Source organism: Actinomyces polynesiensis (assembly GCF_000820725.1).
In the GTDB taxonomy this organism is placed as follows: Bacteria; Actinomycetota; Actinomycetes; order Actinomycetales; family Actinomycetaceae; genus Pauljensenia; species Pauljensenia polynesiensis.
The window spans coordinates 1-15,363 of sequence record NZ_CCXH01000092.1; the positions used below are offsets into that span (position 1 = coordinate 1).

At 72.8% G+C, this 15,363-nt stretch carries 17 protein-coding genes; 9 read left to right on the plus strand and 8 right to left on the minus strand.

Going from position 1 to position 15,363, the window contains the following annotated elements; genetic code table 11:
* The 3 genes from TA90_RS03790 to TA90_RS03800 form a co-directional block, all read right to left on the minus strand.
* Nucleotides 1–1,516, minus strand: a 1,516-nt coding sequence (locus tag TA90_RS03790; protein ID WP_043534694.1) for an AAA family ATPase, incomplete at its 3' end; no start/stop codon positions are given.
* Nucleotides 1,513–2,664: a metallophosphoesterase family protein gene (locus tag TA90_RS03795; protein ID WP_043534695.1), complete on the minus strand. Its 1,152-nt coding sequence runs from the start codon at nt 2,662–2,664 to the stop codon at nt 1,513–1,515. The genes TA90_RS03795 and TA90_RS03790, both read right to left, overlap by 4 nt.
* Nucleotides 2,665–2,822: 158 nt before the next feature.
* Nucleotides 2,823–3,716: a serine protein kinase RIO gene (locus TA90_RS03800; protein WP_043534696.1), complete on the minus strand. Its 894-nt coding sequence runs from the start codon at nt 3,714–3,716 to the stop codon at nt 2,823–2,825.
* Nucleotides 3,717–4,024: 308 nt separating this feature from the next.
* Between TA90_RS03800 and TA90_RS03805 the strand changes: the two genes are divergently transcribed.
* The 8 genes from TA90_RS03805 (at nt 4,025) to TA90_RS03840 (ending at nt 10,239) form a co-directional block, all read left to right on the plus strand.
* Nucleotides 4,025–4,723, plus strand: coding sequence for a deoxynucleoside kinase (locus tag TA90_RS03805; protein WP_147513361.1), 699 nt, complete (start codon nt 4,025–4,027; stop codon nt 4,721–4,723).
* A gap of 153 nt (nt 4,724–4,876) precedes the next feature.
* Nucleotides 4,877–5,728, plus strand: a complete 852-nt coding sequence (locus TA90_RS03810) for an alpha/beta hydrolase (protein WP_043534697.1) — start codon at nt 4,877–4,879, stop codon at nt 5,726–5,728.
* Nucleotides 5,729–5,858: 130 nt separating this feature from the next.
* Nucleotides 5,859–6,788: a 2-hydroxyacid dehydrogenase gene (locus TA90_RS03815; RefSeq protein ID WP_043534698.1), complete on the plus strand. Its 930-nt coding sequence runs from the start codon at nt 5,859–5,861 to the stop codon at nt 6,786–6,788.
* Between the two features lie 274 nt (nt 6,789–7,062).
* The gene (locus TA90_RS13080; RefSeq protein ID WP_052450475.1) at nt 7,063–7,596 is read left to right on the plus strand and encodes a DUF4282 domain-containing protein; all 534 of its coding nucleotides are present in this window, start codon (nt 7,063–7,065) and stop codon (nt 7,594–7,596) included.
* Nucleotides 7,597–7,754: 158 nt separating this feature from the next.
* Complete coding sequence (locus TA90_RS03825) at nt 7,755–8,339, plus strand: DoxX family protein (RefSeq protein WP_052450476.1); 585 nt, start codon at nt 7,755–7,757, stop codon at nt 8,337–8,339.
* A gap of 13 nt (nt 8,340–8,352) precedes the next feature.
* Nucleotides 8,353–9,078, plus strand: a complete 726-nt coding sequence (locus tag TA90_RS03830) for a hypothetical protein (protein WP_043534699.1) — start codon at nt 8,353–8,355, stop codon at nt 9,076–9,078.
* Nucleotides 9,075–9,293: a DUF6186 family protein gene (locus TA90_RS03835; RefSeq protein WP_043534700.1), complete on the plus strand. Its 219-nt coding sequence runs from the start codon at nt 9,075–9,077 to the stop codon at nt 9,291–9,293. Before TA90_RS03830 ends, TA90_RS03835 begins: the two co-directional genes overlap by 4 nt.
* 151 nt (nt 9,294–9,444) lie before the next feature.
* Nucleotides 9,445–10,239, plus strand: a complete 795-nt coding sequence (locus TA90_RS03840) for a tyrosine-protein phosphatase (protein ID WP_043534701.1) — start codon at nt 9,445–9,447, stop codon at nt 10,237–10,239.
* A 57-nt stretch (nt 10,240–10,296) separates the two neighbouring features.
* Here TA90_RS03840 and TA90_RS03845 read toward each other — a convergent pair whose 3' ends face one another.
* Nucleotides 10,297–10,605 (minus strand): hypothetical protein, encoded by a 309-nt coding sequence (locus tag TA90_RS03845; RefSeq protein WP_043534702.1) that lies wholly within the window; start codon nt 10,603–10,605, stop codon nt 10,297–10,299.
* Nucleotides 10,606–10,928: 323 nt separating this feature from the next.
* Here TA90_RS03845 and TA90_RS03850 point away from each other — a divergent pair, with 323 nt between their 5' ends.
* Nucleotides 10,929–11,666, plus strand: coding sequence for an endonuclease III domain-containing protein (locus TA90_RS03850; protein WP_052450477.1), 738 nt, complete (start codon nt 10,929–10,931; stop codon nt 11,664–11,666).
* Nucleotides 11,667–11,719: 53 nt separating this feature from the next.
* On the opposite strand, the gene TA90_RS03855 is transcribed toward TA90_RS03850, so the two are convergent.
* The 4 genes from TA90_RS03855 to TA90_RS03870 form a co-directional block, all read right to left on the minus strand.
* Nucleotides 11,720–12,433: a rhomboid-like protein gene (locus TA90_RS03855; protein ID WP_197067838.1), complete on the minus strand. Its 714-nt coding sequence runs from the start codon at nt 12,431–12,433 to the stop codon at nt 11,720–11,722.
* Between the two features lie 46 nt (nt 12,434–12,479).
* Nucleotides 12,480–13,364, minus strand: a complete 885-nt coding sequence (locus TA90_RS03860; RefSeq protein ID WP_082031389.1) for an aminotransferase class IV — start codon at nt 13,362–13,364, stop codon at nt 12,480–12,482.
* 163 nt (nt 13,365–13,527) lie between these two features.
* Nucleotides 13,528–14,712 (minus strand): pyridoxal phosphate-dependent aminotransferase, encoded by a 1,185-nt coding sequence (locus TA90_RS03865; protein ID WP_043534703.1) that lies wholly within the window; start codon nt 14,710–14,712, stop codon nt 13,528–13,530.
* Between the two features lie 139 nt (nt 14,713–14,851).
* A complete protein-coding gene (locus TA90_RS03870; RefSeq protein ID WP_147513363.1) occupies nt 14,852–15,307 on the minus strand; it encodes a DoxX family protein in 456 nt (151 codons plus the stop codon).
* Nucleotides 15,308–15,363 lie beyond the last annotated feature (56 nt).

The window sequence follows — 15,363 nt, forward strand, 5'->3', positions numbered from 1 at the left end:
CCATCTCCGCCTCCGCGGCGCTGCGGCGCCGCGCGAGGTCTCGGGCCTGCCCGATCGTCGAGACACCTGCGGTGGACAGGGCCTCGGACAGCTCAGCCCGGGCGTCGGAGAGTCCGCGGTCCAGTTCTCCCGGCGTCTCGCCCGCCGTGATCTCCACCCGCGCGATTCCGGGGACCTCGATGCCCAGGGAGTCGTGGACGCGGGTGGACCTCTCGGTGCCCCCGACCAGGGCCTCCCCGTCCACGAGCACCTGCTGGTCGCCCAGGGACCGCACCGTCACGAGTGCGGCCGCCGCGTCGCGTGTGCGTTGGGCGACCAGGACCGCGTTGTCGAGTCCGACGAGGGTCTCGACCGTGTCCTGGTCAACCGTCGCCACGTCCAGCTCGGACCTCGCCCTGCGGAGGCGTTCCCGGGCTGCACGGGCCCGGACGACCCGGTCCCGGAGGTCGGCGAGCTCCTGCTCCTCACGTCGCCGCGCCAGGGCGTCCGAGGCCCTCCGCGAGGACTCCCGGGCGGCGGCCTCTGCCTCCCGGCACGCCGCGGCACGCGCCTCCGCCTCGTGGAAGTCCTTCTCGGCTGCGTCACGCCGTGCCTCCAGGACCTCGAGACGCTCCGCTGCGTCCCGGACATCGTCGGTCCGGGTCCCCACGGCTGCAGTCAGCGAGTGCCGACGGTCCACGGCCTCCTGGGCGCGGTCACAGCGGATCCCGGCGTCGGCCACCGCCCTGGCCAGGGCGGTCACGGCCTGCGTGCGTTCCTCCAGGTGTCGGGCATCCGACTCGCGGACCTTCAGGTCCTCCCGGGCCTCCGCCAGCCTCCCCACGAGATCGTCGACCACCGTCCCCAGGTGCGCGCGCCGGTCGACGAAACCGTCGAGCTCGGCACTGCTCCTCTCCAGTGAGCGGAGTTCGTCCTGCGCGGACCCCAGTTCCTCCTGGGCACGTCGGAACTCCCCCGTCGGCCTGCCACCGGCGGTGAAGTAGCGGAGGAACTCCGACTCGACGGCCTCCATGAGGGCATCGTGGTCGGATCCCTGCTCCCCGCTGCTGCCCAGTGTCCGGCGCAGGGCCGGGATGCGGGCCAGGTCGGCCTGGGCGAGGGACTGGCCCTGCTGGACCTCCAGCGCCACCAGCAGGTCCAGGTCCAGGGTCTCCTCGAGGATCGCCCGGAAGCGGTCATGGGCACTGTCCCCGGAGAGCTCCTCCGGCTTGGGCGCGCGGACGTGCAGCTCGGTGACGGGACGCTTGAGCCAGCGTTTGCGGTACTCGAGTTCGTAGGGACCCGTCGTGAGGGTGAGGACCACCTCGGGACCGACGTCGCGTCCCACGGGCTGGATGCTGCGGATGTCCTTGTTGGAGGACGTCGCCTTGTAGTCCCGCACCAACCTGACCGCCTCGGCGATGGAGGACTTCCCGACCTCATTGGGTCCCTCCACCACCGTGACCCCCGGGCCGAACTCGACGACCGAGTCCGCCACCCCGCGGAAGTCCACCAGCCGCACACGGGTGATCCTCATGCCGCACCACCCTCCGTGTCGCGGGCCAGGCGGTAGAGCAGGCGCAGGGCCCCCTGCGCCGCCTCGGAGACCTCGGGCCGGGAGGTGTCGGCTGCCTGGTCGGCCAGCTCGTGGACGCCCTCGTCGATGAATCCCCCGACGTGGAGGTCGGCGAAGTCGTGGTCATCCGGGATGACGGTCAGGTCGCTGTGCCTCTCCCACTGGCTCAGCAGGGCGAAGAGCGCCGAGTCGTCGTCGAGGACCTCCTCGAGCCGCGCGTTCTCGGCCATGGTGAGGGTGCCCGAGAGCCTGAGCCAGACCAGTGTGCGGTCCTTCGCCCCGATCCCCGCCAGGCGCTGCTCCAGGAGGGTGACGTCCTCCCCGGAGTTGAGCCCCTGGTCGACGACTTCGAAGCTCCAGCGCCCCACATGGACGGGCTCCACCTCGACCGCTCCGCTGCCGGGGTCGACGTCGATGACGAGGACGTTGCCCGGGTCGACCTCGGTGCGGTCGGTGACCTCCGGGGTCCCCGGGTACCAGATGCGCGGATCCACCTGCGTGGTGGAGTGGCGGTCACCGAGGACTGCGACCTGCACGAGGCCCGCGTCGAGCACGCCCTCCAGCGCGCTCTGGTCGATCACCGCGGTGTCGTCGGGATCGGGGCTGAGGGAGGAGACGCAGCCGTGGCCGGCGAGGACGCGGACCGTGCCCGGCGGGACGGGCGCGAGGTCCGCGCAGGCCCGGGCGACCAGGTCGCACCCGGGCCGCTTGGAGGACCAGGGTGCCGCGACCACCTCGACGCCCGGCACCACCTCGTGCACCCCGGCGTTGCGCAGGACCTCCACGGTGTCCGGGACGCGCCCCACGAAAGCCGGGTCGTCGTAGATCGAGGCGGCATCCAGCGGATCGTGGTTGCCCGGCAGGAGGAGCACCGGGACGGTGAAGGAGCGCAACGCCTCGAAGGTGCGGGTGATGACGGAGCGGTCCAGCTGGTTGGACTCGAACACGTCACCGCACACGACGACGAACTCGGCCCCGCGTTCCCTCGCCACCTCCCCGATGCGCCGGACCGCATCGAACCTGGCCTGGAGGTAGCGCGGCCTCGCCTGGTCCCCCAGGTAGCGTGCCGTCATTCCCAGTTGCCAGTCCGCCGTGGCGATGAAGCGCATCGGTTCCTCCCGGTCCCCACCGTGGCCCAGTCGTCCTGGGTGGGACCACCCCGATCGTATCGGGCACCACCTGCACCCGGGGCCCGTCGGGGGCAGCTGTGGAGGGGCCGGAGTGCTGGGGAGGAGGGACCACCGGTGGGGAGGTCCCGCTCCCCGGGCTACCGGGCGGTCGGCCTCCCGCCCAACCCCGCCGCTGCCAGTGCGTCCTGCAGCCACTCCTCCGGGTCGACCACCACGCCGCGCGAGGACAGCCAGGTGCAGAGGTTGCGGCAGTCCCGGGCCAGGAAGTCGATCCCGGCGGGGTTGCCCACCAGGTCCACGGCCTGCGGCACGTCGATGACCACGAGCTGTCCCCCGGACCCCGGTCGGTTGTCCACGAGGACGTTGTAGGCGGACAGGTCACCGTGGGCGAAGCCCAGTCCCGCCAGGCCGATGACGACCTCCCGCAACTGGTCCCGCCAGGCGCACGCCTCACGGGGGGTCGCCGGGGTGGACTCGGCCAGACGCGGGGCGGCGTCGCCCTCGTCCCCGATGTACTCCATGCAGACCTCGGTCCCCACGATCTGCACGGGGTAGGGCACGGGCAGGCCCGCCCCCCACATGCTCGAGAGCAGGTCGAACTCGGTGCGCGCCCAGGAGCCGGAGGCGGCCTCCCGGCCGAACGCGGTCCCGCGCGCCATGGCACGCATCTCCCGGGAGTCACGCACCCGGCGTCCCTGGGCGTAGTCCTGGGAGCGTCGGAAGGAGGAGTGCTCGGCCGTGCGGTAGCGCTTGGCCACCATGAGGACGGACTCCCCGGGTGCCCCGGTGCGTTGCCCGGCGGGGAGGGCACGTTCGATGAGGAAGGCGTCGGCCTCCTTGCCGGTCTTGAGGACACCGAGTTCGGTGTCGACGGCGCCGCTGTGCTGGACGACCCAGGAGGGGAAGGGCTGGGGTCCGCGGTCGACGGTGTGGGCGGTCTGCTCCCACGTGGACCATCGCTGGTCCTCGTCGAGGTCAGGTGTTCGGGTGAAGGAAAGTCGAAGTGCGTCCCAGTCGACGGACGAGGGCATGTGATCTCCTGATGAGGAGGGCCCTGCTCCGGAAGTGGTGGTGGAGCGTCAGAGGGCCCGGGGGGAAGGGAGGGCATGGGTGAACACGTGGACAGCCATGGTCTGCTCCTTCCGTGGGATCACTGCGGGACTTCGTCGGCCGCGGTGCTGCGTGGCGACGACCCCATGCTGGCACCGCAGCGGCGCAGCGGTCAACACCCCGTGCGCGCCGATGGGCCCACGCCGGGGTGCCAGCGCTGGTGGCCCCGTGCCACGCGCCGGACAATGGCAGTGGAATCGCGCTGCGACACGCTCCGGGAGGACGGGACATGCTGATCACACTCGCGGGACCGATCGGGAGCGGCAAGACCGTGCTCACCGGCATCCTCGCCGAGGATCTCGGAGCGCTGGCCGTCTACGAGCCCGTCGACGACAACCCCGTCATCGACGACTTCTACCGGGGCAACGCGATCGCCGACGCCCGGCGGGCCGCAGGGGAGGCGGATGCCCGCAATCCCTACGCCTTCCTCATGCAGGTCTACCTGCTGAACCGCCGGTTCGCAGCGATCAAGAGGGCCCGCCAGCGCGAGAGGGCGACCGGTCAGGACACCATCCTGGACCGCTCGATCTACGAGGACCGCGTGTTCATGGGCATGAACCACGACCGCGGCAACGTCAGCGAGGTCGAGTGGGAGACGTACAACGCCCTGTTCGCGAACATGATGGAGGACCTGGAGGGCGCGCCGTACCGGAAGTCCCCGGACCTCATGGTCCTCATCAGGGTCTCGTTCGCGACGATGATGCGCCACATCCGCAAGCGGGGTCGTCCCTTCGAACAGCCGGAGGTCGATCCAGGACTGGAGGACTACTACCGAGACCTGCTCCGCCACTACGACCAGTGGGAGCAGGAGTACGACGCCAGTCCACTGCTGGTCATCGACGGCGACCACGAGGACTTCGAGGGGAACCCGGCGGACCGGGCCGAGGTGGTCGCGAGGGTGCGCGAGGCGTTGGCGAAGGTCGGATGAGACCGAGGGACCTGGCGACCCGAGCAGCCCGGGGCGACACACTCCCACCAGCGCGTCGTCGCCCGTGGTCACGGGGCCGTTCGCCCCGGACACCGGTCCCCGCATCCCATCGACGCTGCGATGATGGGAGGGGACTGAACGAGGAGGATTCCCATGGCGGTGCTGGACGTCCACTTCTACTCAGATGCCCTGCAGGTCTCCACTGCGATGACGGTGATCATGCCGGAGCACCCCCGGACCCTGATCGGCCTGGGTGAGGACGGGGTGCAGGCCCCCGGCGGCCCTGCCGGCCCACCGCTCCTCTACCTGCTCCACGGCCTCTCCGACGACGAGTCGATCTGGCTGCGGCGCACCTCGATCGACCGCCATGCCGCGGAGAAGGGCTTGGCCGTGGTCATGCCGCGCGCTGAGCGCAGCTTCTACCAGGACGAGGTCCACGGCAGCGCCTACTGGACCTTCCTCTCCCAGGAGCTGCCCGAGGTCGTCCACCGCTTCCTCCGGGTCTCGACCCGCCGGGAGGACACCTTCGTGGCGGGCCTGTCCATGGGCGGCTACGGCGCCATGCGCTGGGCACTGTCCCGGCCGGACCGGTTCGCCGCCGCAGCCAGCTTCTCCGGCGCACTCGACCTGTCCGCGCGGGCGGGGGCACTCGCCGGCAGCGCCCTGGCTCGCAGTGCCCTGACCGGTGGGAGCGCCCTCGACCCGGACTCCCCGTTCCTCGACCTGACCCCGGACGTGCGCGACCGCGCCTTCGGCGGCCACTTCACCCCCGGTGGGGACAACGACCTCCTGGCGCTGCTCGCGCGCTGCGACCCCCGTGAACTGCCTGCACTGTGGGTGTCCTGCGGTCGCCAGGACGAGCTGCTCCCCCACTCCGAGCACTTCGTGGAGGCCGCACGCGCCGCGGGGGCCGACCCTCACGTGGAGTACCCCGACGGGGTGCACGAGTGGGGGCTGTGGGACGCCCAGATCCGCCGGGTCCTCGACTGGCTCCCACTGGCATGACGTCCCCCCGTCGAACCCACGTGCCGGGAGGCCGCGCGGTGGGGGCACCCCCGTCGCCGCCCGTGGAGACGCCCACCCGACTCCCCGCACACCCGACTCCCGCACAACCACTCCACACAGGAGGACCCACATGCTGACCGTCACCCTCCCGGACGAGGACATCGAACGCCGTCTGGCCGACCTGCGCGACCGCGTGGACCTGGTGCACTGGGACCTCTCCGCACCGCTGCCCGCCGAGGTCGCCGAGCGCGTCACCGCGGTGGAGGTCCCGCACTACTTCTCCCGCCCGGGTGCCTTCGACATCCTCACCACCCTGCCCCATCTGCGCTACGTGTGGCTGCCCAGCGCCGGCTACGAGCACGCCGTCGGGCACCTGCCGCCGGGTGTGACCCTGTGCAACGGCCGCGGCGTGCAGTCGGCAGGTACCGCCGAACTCACGCTCGCCCTCACCCTGGCCGCCCAGCGCGGCATCCCCGACGCGGTCCGCGCCATGGACCGCGGGGAGTGGCACAACCCCTTCGGCCCGGCGCTGGCCGACCGCCACGTGGTCATCGTCGGCTACGGATCGGTCGCCCGGGCCATCGCTGCCCGTCTGGAGCCCTTCGAGGTGACCATCACCCCCGTGGCCCACCACGCCCGCGTCCAGGACGGCGTGCAGGTCCACGCCCTCGAGGACCTCCCCGACCTGCTTCCCTCGGCCGATGTCGTCATCCTCGCCGTCCCGCTCAACGCTGGCACCGGACACCTCTTCGACGCGGACCTCCTCGCGCTGATGAAGGACGGTGCCCTCCTCGTCAACGTCGCACGAGGGCGGGTGGTGGACACCGACGCGCTGCTCGCGGAGTTGCGCGCGCACCGCCTGCGCGCGGCCCTGGACGTCACCGATCCCGAGCCCCTGCCCCCCGACCACCCGCTCTGGCACGCCCCCGGGGTGCTGATCACCGCCCACCAGGGCGGGAACACCGACGCCACCTACCCGCGCATCGCGCGGTTGGTCCGACGCCAGATCGAGCACCTCCTGGCCGGGGAGGAACCGGAGAACATCGTGGTGCGCGGCTGAGGGGCCCGCGCCCACCCGCACCGCACCCCAGACCAGGACTCCCCGAGGGCGGCCACCGGCAGGCGGAGCACGCCCGCCACCGGTGTTCCGCTGACTCACCCACCGGACCCAGCGTGTGACTCACGCCACAATGTGGTAGGCAGGACCCAATGACGGGGTCCGGCGGCGCCCTCGTCCGGGACCACCATCCCGTCATGCACACGACGAAGTCCGCACACCACACGGCGCGCACCGCACTGGGCGCCACTCCCGACACGACCGGAAGGCCACCGACATGAGCACCCCACCTCCCCCCACCACCCCGCCACCCTCGGATCCCCGCGACCCCCACGGCACAGCCCCCCAGCAGCCCTACGGGACACCTCCCGGGCAGTCCGCCAACGTCCCCCCGGCGCAGACCTACGGTTCGCCCCAGGGACAGCCCTACGGTTCCCCCCAGGGCCAACCCTCCGGCGCACCGTCCACTGGACCGACGACCCCCTCGAGCGCATTCCCGAGTGCGGCGGACGGACCGGGGTTCTTCAAGGCGCTCTTCGACCTGCAGTTCCGCCACTTCGTCACCCTGAGGTTCGCGAGCTTCATCTACATCCTGGGGATCGCCGTGGCCGCGCTCTTCTGGCTGACGGAGATCATCTCGGGCATCGTCGTCGCAGGCAGTGGCCAGGGTGGTGGAGTCCTCGTCGCCGCCATCCTGCTCGGGTGGATCCCACCCCTGATCTGGATCATCACCTTCCGCCTGTCCATCGAGTTCGTCATCGCGATCATCCGCACCTCCCAGAACACCTCGGAACTGGTCGACCGCCGCTGAGGGCCCGGTGCGGACCTGGTGCGGCCCCGCGCCGGAGTCAGCCGGGTCACCCGCACCGATCCCTTGCCCCCGGGGCCGCGGGGTTAGCGTGCCACCAGGGGCCGGACGGACCGTCATCGGGTCGGCCCGTCGGCGACACATCGGGAGGAGCCATCACCATGGGCACGACACGAGGACGGGACCTGGGTCTGCTGCTGCTGCGCACGGGGGTCGGGGCGACACTGGCGGCCCACGGCTCACAGAAGCTGTTCGGGGTGCTGGGTGGACACGGCCTGGACGGCACCGGGGCGTTCATGGACAGTGTCGGGTTCCGTCCCGGCAAGCTCTCCGCACTGCTCGCAGGCCTGGGGGAGTTCGGGGGCGGGAGCCTCATGGCACTCGGACTCGCCGCACCGCTGGGCGGGGCGGCCGGCGCCGCAACCATGGTGGTCGCCTCCACGGTCGACGCCCCCCGCGGCTTCTGGGCGTCCCAGGGCGGCTTCGAGCTCCCCGGCGTCCTCGCGGCCGCCTCCGCCGCGGTCGCGCTGACCGGCGCGGGCAGGTACTCCGCCGACCACGTGCTGCGCGGGAAGCTCGCCCCCTCCTGGCTCGGTCCCGTGGCCCTCGGGGTGTCCCTGGCGACCGCGGCGGGTCTCGCCGCACGTGCCTCTGCCATCCGCTCCGCCGAGGCGCCCGACGGGGCGGGCTCCGACACCCCCTCCGACGAGGGCGGCTCCGCACCGTCCACCGACGCCGCCGAGTGAGGAACACGCACCGGTGAGCGATCCCGTGCCCAGGCGCATCCCGCCCGGGCACAGTGACACGGCGGCCACAGCCCTGTGGGCCGTCGGCACGGCGGTCCCGGCCATCGCCGCCGGCTTCCACTTCTACCGGGGAGCGCCCATCGACGGGGTGGTCTTCTCCGCTGTCGCCCTCGTCTGCCTGGCGGGGCGCAGGACGGACGCCGCCCCCGCGCGTGTGCGCGCGGCGCACCCGCCGGTCCGCCTCACCGCGCCCTGGACCATTGCGGTGGTGCTCGGCGTCGGGGCCGTGCTGGCCGTGGCGCGACGCTACTCGCCGGTCGACGCCCTGCTGTTCGTGGCGCTGGCCGTGCCGGTCCTGTTCCTCACCGCCACCCGGGGCGGACCGCCCCCGTGCGGGGAGCCGGACCCGGACCGGCAGGCACCTGCCGTCCCCGGACCCGACCGTCCCCTGCGCCGGGCCATGGTGTGGTGGGCGTGCCCGGTCTTCGCCCTCAGTGCCTGCGAGCTGGTCAACTACTTCCTCAGCACCTCGGGTCCCGCCGCCGAGCAGGACCACCCCCCGCTCTCGGACGTCGTCACCTCCCTCTTCGACAGCGACTACCGGCGCCTGGTCCTCGCCCTCGTGTGGCTGTGGCTGGGCGTCGGCCTCCTGGAGGCCCTGGGGGTGCTGCGCGTGGTGCGGACCGGTGGCGTGGCGCCCGGTGACGGCGCCGCGGGCCGCCCGGGAGCGGCACGATGACCGCGCGGGCCGTGACGGAGGCGGCCTACCTCGTCATCGGCGCGGGCGTGGTGGTCCTGGTGGTGTGGTCCTCGCGTCACCCGGACAGGGTGGCGCCGACGGGGCGACTGCTGGGGTGGATGTCGGGGTCCCGGGCGGCACGCCTGATGCTCGTGCTCTTCTGGTGGTGGATCGCCTGGCACTTCTTCGTCACGCCCCCGGTCCTCAACGCCTGATCCCCCCGACCGCCCACGCGGACCCGGGGAGCCCGGGCGAAGCACCCCGGGAGCTCTGCCGGGCGCATCACCCCGGGGACCCCTGGTGGGCCACCCAGCGGGATCGGCGTGCGACCCCCCGGCGGGCGGGACACGCAATAGGCTCTGCCCTGTGAGCACGACCCACGAGATCCCCTCCCGTCACGTCCCCAACCTGCGCGACGTGGGCGGCTGGCCGACGACCTCCGGCAGCACCCTCCGACGTGGGGCACTCCTCCGCTCGGCGGCTCTGTCCGACCCCGGCGCGGCCTCCGACCCAGCCATCGAGGGACTCCACCTCGGGGTCGTGGTGGACATGCGCACGGCCCACGAGGCGGCGAGCCGTCCCGACCACGTGCCCCCGGGCGTGCGGCTCGTCCCCGTCGACATCCTCTCGGGGACGGTCGGATCGGCAGCCTCCCTCCCCGCGGCCCTGGCCGAGGGCACGACCAGCCCCGACGAGTTCCTCGCCAACCTCGACGCCCGGGCACTCATGCGCCACACCTACGAGCAGTTCGTGGGCGAGGCGCCCGCCCGCGCTGGCTTCGCCGAGGTGGTGCGCACGGTCCTGGGCGCAGGCGGTGAGCCCGTCCTCCTCCACTGCACCGCGGGCAAGGACCGGACCGGGTGGGCCGTGGCGGTGCTGATGACGATTGCCGGTGCCACACCCGAGGCGGTGACCCGGGAGTACCTGGCCGTCGCCCCCGCGGTCCATGCGCTCTTCGCCGATGACCTGCAGCGCGCCACGCAGGCGGGTCTGGACGCCGACCGACTCCGCCCCCTCCTGGACGTGGACGCGGACTACCTGCGGGCGGCCCTCGACCGCGTCGATGCCGACTTCGGCGACTTCGACGGCTACCTGCACGAGGGGCTGGGACTGGGGGACGCCGAGCTGGAGGGGGTGCGGGCCGTCCTCGTCGACCACTGACCACCGGCCTCAGACCGACGCGGTCGGGCACCGGGTCCGCGGGGCCTCACGCCACGGTCACTGCCGGGCCAGCGACGTCAGCTCGACGCGCGCCTGGCCTCCCGCGTCCACGACGGTGCCCGACAGCGTCTCACCCAGGACCGTCGTGGAGACCCCGACCCCACCGTCCCCCGCATTCCCCGACGCCGTGTACGTCGCCGAGCGGAGCGAGTCGGACAGGGCCGCGAGTTCGGCGTCGGACAGGGAGTCGACCTCCTCCTCCACCTTCGTGCGGCAGTCGTCCAGGAGGTCCGTGGCCGCCACCTGCTGTCCCCGGTAGGCGGAGAACGCACAGGCGGTGTCGGGGTCGTCCCGGGCCATGGCCATCGCGAAACTCTTGAAGGTGCTGCGGGCGACCTCGTCACTGATCCCGCCCGCCGCGTCCCCGGGGCCCGGCCCCCTCCGGTCCCACTCTCCCCGTCCCCGGAGGACGCGAGGTCGAGGGGCGAGCCCACCACGGAGGTCCCGCCGACGCTCGTGGAGAAGAGCATGTACCACGCGTAGTACGCCCCCGCGCACACCACCAGGAGGGCGATGATCATGATGAGGGCCTTGCGCACCCCGCCAGCATGTCACCGCGCTACCGTCTGTGCAGTGGCCGGACGTCCCGACCACCCAGGACCGGGGCACAGGAGGGAGGGGCCGCGCGCATGGAGGCGGACCGCACACTCCCCTCCCGCCCTGCGGGGGGAGGGTCCCCGGCGCCCATCGCCCTGGCCGACCTGCCGGACACCCTGCGTGGCATCATCGGTCCCCGTCCCCACTGGTGGACGGTCGACACCTCCTTCGAGGTCCTCCTCGGTTGCGTGCTCGTGCAGAACACGAACTGGCGCAACGTGGAACGCTCCCTGTCGCGGCTGCGCGCCGCGGGGATCACGGACCCGCCACGACTCCTGGCGTGCGACCCGGCGACCCTGGTCTCCCTGGTGGCGCCCTCGGGTTTCCAGAACGCGAAGGCCGCCGCGCTGCGCGGTCTGTGTGCCTGGTGGGTGGACGAGGGCGGGGCGGACGCCCTGCCCACGGACGGGCCCTGCGCGACGGCGCCCGCCCTCGTCCACCTGCCCACGCCCATCCTGCGGGCCCGCCTGCGCGCACTGCGTGGTGTCGGGCCGGAGACCGCGGACGTGATCATGCTCTACCTGCTCGGGCGGGGGGTGTTCGTGGCCGACGCCTACGCGCGCCGCCTGTTCACCCACCTGGGCTGGCAGGTGCCCCGCAGCTACGACGTCCTCGCGGAGGTGGTGGACACACACCTGGACCTCAGCCTGGCGGGCTGGCAGGAGTTCCACGCCCTCGTCGACGACTTCATGAAGCTCCACGGGCGTTCCGACCGGGACTGGGAGGCGGGCCCGCTCGCCGGTCGGGTCGTCGAGGTCCCGCGCCGCTGAGCCCCACCCCCCTGGGCCCGGACCCGCGGGCCCCACCCCGGCGACTCCCGCTCTCACGCCCTCCGGGAGCGCCACCACCGCACCGCGGCGTCCCACCCGCGCACCGGGTCCCAGGGCGTCCCACCCGCCGCCCGGGCGACGGGGACCGATGCCATCCCCACCGCCGCCGCCACCAGGTGGCCGAGGGTGGTCAACCCGGGGTCGGCCACCAGTGGCACCACGTAGACCACCAGCACTCCCGCCAGGTACGCCCACCGCCACCGACCGGCGAGGTGGTGTCCCAGCACCCCGGTGACCCCGGCCTGGAAGTAACTGACCCCCACGTCACGCACCCCCGCCAGCGTGGACGGGGCCAGGCCCCGGGAGATGACGTACAGGAGCACCCCCTGGCTGACCAGGGTCGCCACCACGTGGCTGGTGAGCCCGACCGCCAGCCACCTGCGTCCCCCGAGCCACCGCTCGGCCGGGGCGAGGAACACCGTGAAGGTCACCACGTAGGGCAGGAGGGAACTGCCGTCGATCCAGAAGAGGCTGCCCACGAGGACCCGCACCGGGTGCTCCGTGAGGTTGAGGATGTTCGTGGACCTCTGCCACAGGACCCGGTCGAGCTCGGACTCCGTCATCGCGCCCTGCGCCAGCGTGGTCGCGAGCAGGATGCCCAACCAGCCGTAGGTCAGCGGGGACCTGCGCACGTACCGTCCCACCAGGTGGAGACCCCGGCGCAGCGCGCCACCCGGTTCCCCGCCGCCGGTCGGCGGGGTGCCCACGCCTCCCGCGGAGCGCCCGGACCCCTCCATCGCAGACGTCCCGCGCCTACTCCGTGCGCCCCAGGAGGTGGGCGTTCGCAGCGGCGGTGAGCTCCCCGTCCACCGGCACCGCCCAGCCGTCGACCTCGCGCACGGGGGCCAGGAGTCGACTGGAGGAGGCCAGCCACAGGGCGTCCGCGTCCTGGAGCTGCCCGACCTGCAGCAGGACCTCCGCGGTGGAGAAGCCGCGGGAGGCGAAGAATTCGAAGGCACTGGCCTGGGTGGTCCCGCGCAGCAGGCCCTGGGCGGTCGCCGGGGTCCACACCCGGTTCCCGGAGCGGACGATGAGGGTGGAGGTCGGGCCCTCCAGGACGTAGCCGTCGGAGCTGGTGAACACGACGTCGTCGGCCCCCCTGCGCGAGGCCTCACGCAGGGCGGCCTTGTTGACGGCGTAGGACAGGGTCTTGGCCCCGGTCAGCAGCCACGGTGCCCGCGAGGCGATGTCGTGGGGGTACCCGCGGTCCAGGAGGACCACGGAGACGCCCTCGCGGCGCTCCCCCGTGTGGTCCCCGGCGGGGAAGGCGATGACCCAGCAGGTGGCGGCGGTGGGTTCGGGGTCCTCGACGCCACGGGTGACGACGACCTTGACGAGCATCTCCGGAGCGGGGTCCGCCAGTGAGGCGACCTGGAGCACGGCGGCACGCACGGCCCCCAGGTCGAGGGCGGGAAGGTCGAGCATCGCGGCGGAGTTCGCGAGCCTGCGCAGGTGGGCGTCCACCGCCTGGGGGTGTCCGTCCACGACCCCGAGCACCTCGAAGATGCCGTCACCCCGGGTCACCCCGAGGTCGAGGACGGAGACGCGGGGCTCTGACGGGTCCACCACGTGCAGGCGCTGCCGGAGCGGGGTGGGGTCGGCCGCCTCCACCGGGGAGACGAGGATGCAGGTGCTCATGACGATCCCTTTCCTGGGGCCGTTCCCGCGCGGGTGGAGCCGTCGGCGCGGGTGCGCGGGTGCGGGCGGTGTCGGCGTCCCCCATCGTAGGGCGACGGGAACGCGACGGCGTCGGGGCGACGAGGGCGTCCCGCCCCCTGCCCGCGGGGAGTCGGGCGGGCGGTCAGCCCACGTGCACGGCCGGGACCCGCGGTGTGTGCACGGCCGCCTCACCGGGGGCGGGGAGACGGGCGAGCGCCTCGAGCAGGTCCCCGGTGGCGCCGGCGTAGCACACGCGCACCCACCCCTCACCGCGCGCGCCGAATGCGGATCCGGGCGCCACGGCCACCCGTCGTTCGAGGAGGAACTCCTCCGCCCAGGTCGCCACGTCACCGCCGGAGACGTGGGAGACGTCGATCCACAGGTAGAAGGCGCCACCGGGGTGCAGGTGGTGGATGCCGCGGGAGGTGAGCAGGGCGGAGGCGGCGTCACGGTTGGCGAGGTAGTGCGCACGGGACTCGGCGACCATGTCCTGCGGCCCGGTGAGCGCCGCGAGCGCGGCGACCTGGGCGGGTGCGTTGACGCAGCTGGCGATCGCCTCCTGGGCGGCCCGGACCCGGTCCGCGATGCCCGGGGGCGTGACGAGGTACCCGATGCGGCCCCCCGTCAGGGCATAGGTCTTGGACAGGGAGTAGACGCCGGTCACCCGGTCGGGGTCGAGGGCTGCGGCGCTGGTGAAGCCGGCGTCGTAGGTCAGTTCCTCGTACACCTCGTCGCTGATGACCCACAGGTCGTGGCGCCGGGCGAAGTCGACCAGCGCCTGCACCACTGCGCGTGGGTACACGACGCCGAGGGGGTTGGAGGGACTGTTCACCACGACCGCACGGGTCCGTTCCGTGACCAGTGACTCCAGCGCCACGACGTCGGGCACGAAGGCGTCGCGCGCCTCCAGCGGGTAGGGCACGGGCACCGCCCCCACCAGGCGCGGGGCCATGGCGAAGGTGGAGTAGCCGGGGTCGGGGACCAGCACCTCCTCGCCCGGCGAGAGTGTCATGACCATCGCCAGGTGGAGGGCCTGGGAGCCCCCGGCGGTGACGTGGACCCGGTCGACGTCCACCCCGTACCCGTTGCGGCGTCGCAGCTTGTCCACGATCGCCTCCCGCAGGGGGAGGATCCCCGAGTTGTGGGTGTACCCGGTGAAGTCCTCCATCCAGGCACGTGCGGCCGCCTCGCGGATGTGGGGCGCCACCTCCCACTCGGGCTCACCCACCGAGAGCCTGATGACATCGTCCATGGTGGCGGAGAGCTCGAAGATGCGACGGATCCCCGAGGAGTGGACGGAGCGGGCCAGCGCGGAGACCTGCGGCATTCGGACACACTCCCCTCGGTACGGACTTCTTCTGCACCGAGTATGGACTTCACCAAGTCGGGCGCGCGAGGGTGTCCCACGGGACACCTGGTCCACCAGCGTCAGGATGCCGGTCAGCGGGTCCCGGGTGTCGTGGGGCTCAGGCCTTGGTGGAGGCGAGCGCCCACCACACCAGGACCGGTTGGAGGAACAACCTCGTGAGGCGCCGCGCGTCGCTGTCCAGCCCGAACCCGTCGCGCCGGTGGACGAACTGGGAGACATTGCCGGGGAACACGGCCACGAAGAAGGCGGCAGCCACGACCCCCAACGTCCGGCGGTACCGGACCGGGGCCACGGCCAGGGCGGAGCCGAGGGCCACCTCCACCACTCCTGACGCGAGGACCGTCGTGTCCGGGTCCAGGGGGATGGCGTCGGGAACCTGTGCCCGGAACTCGCGTCGTGCCCAGGTCAGGTGGCTCGTGCCCGTGAACACCAGCATCGAGCCCAGTGCCACCCTCCCCAGTGCGCGCACGGGTGCGGGCACGTCGCCGTGCCCGTGGTCCCTCCCGCGTCCGCACTCCCGCAGGTGGGTGTGACCGTGCCTGTGATGTGTCATGAGGGCGTCCTCCCCGGGGATGTGGTTCCCCGAGCATCCCAGACCCCGGCCCGTCG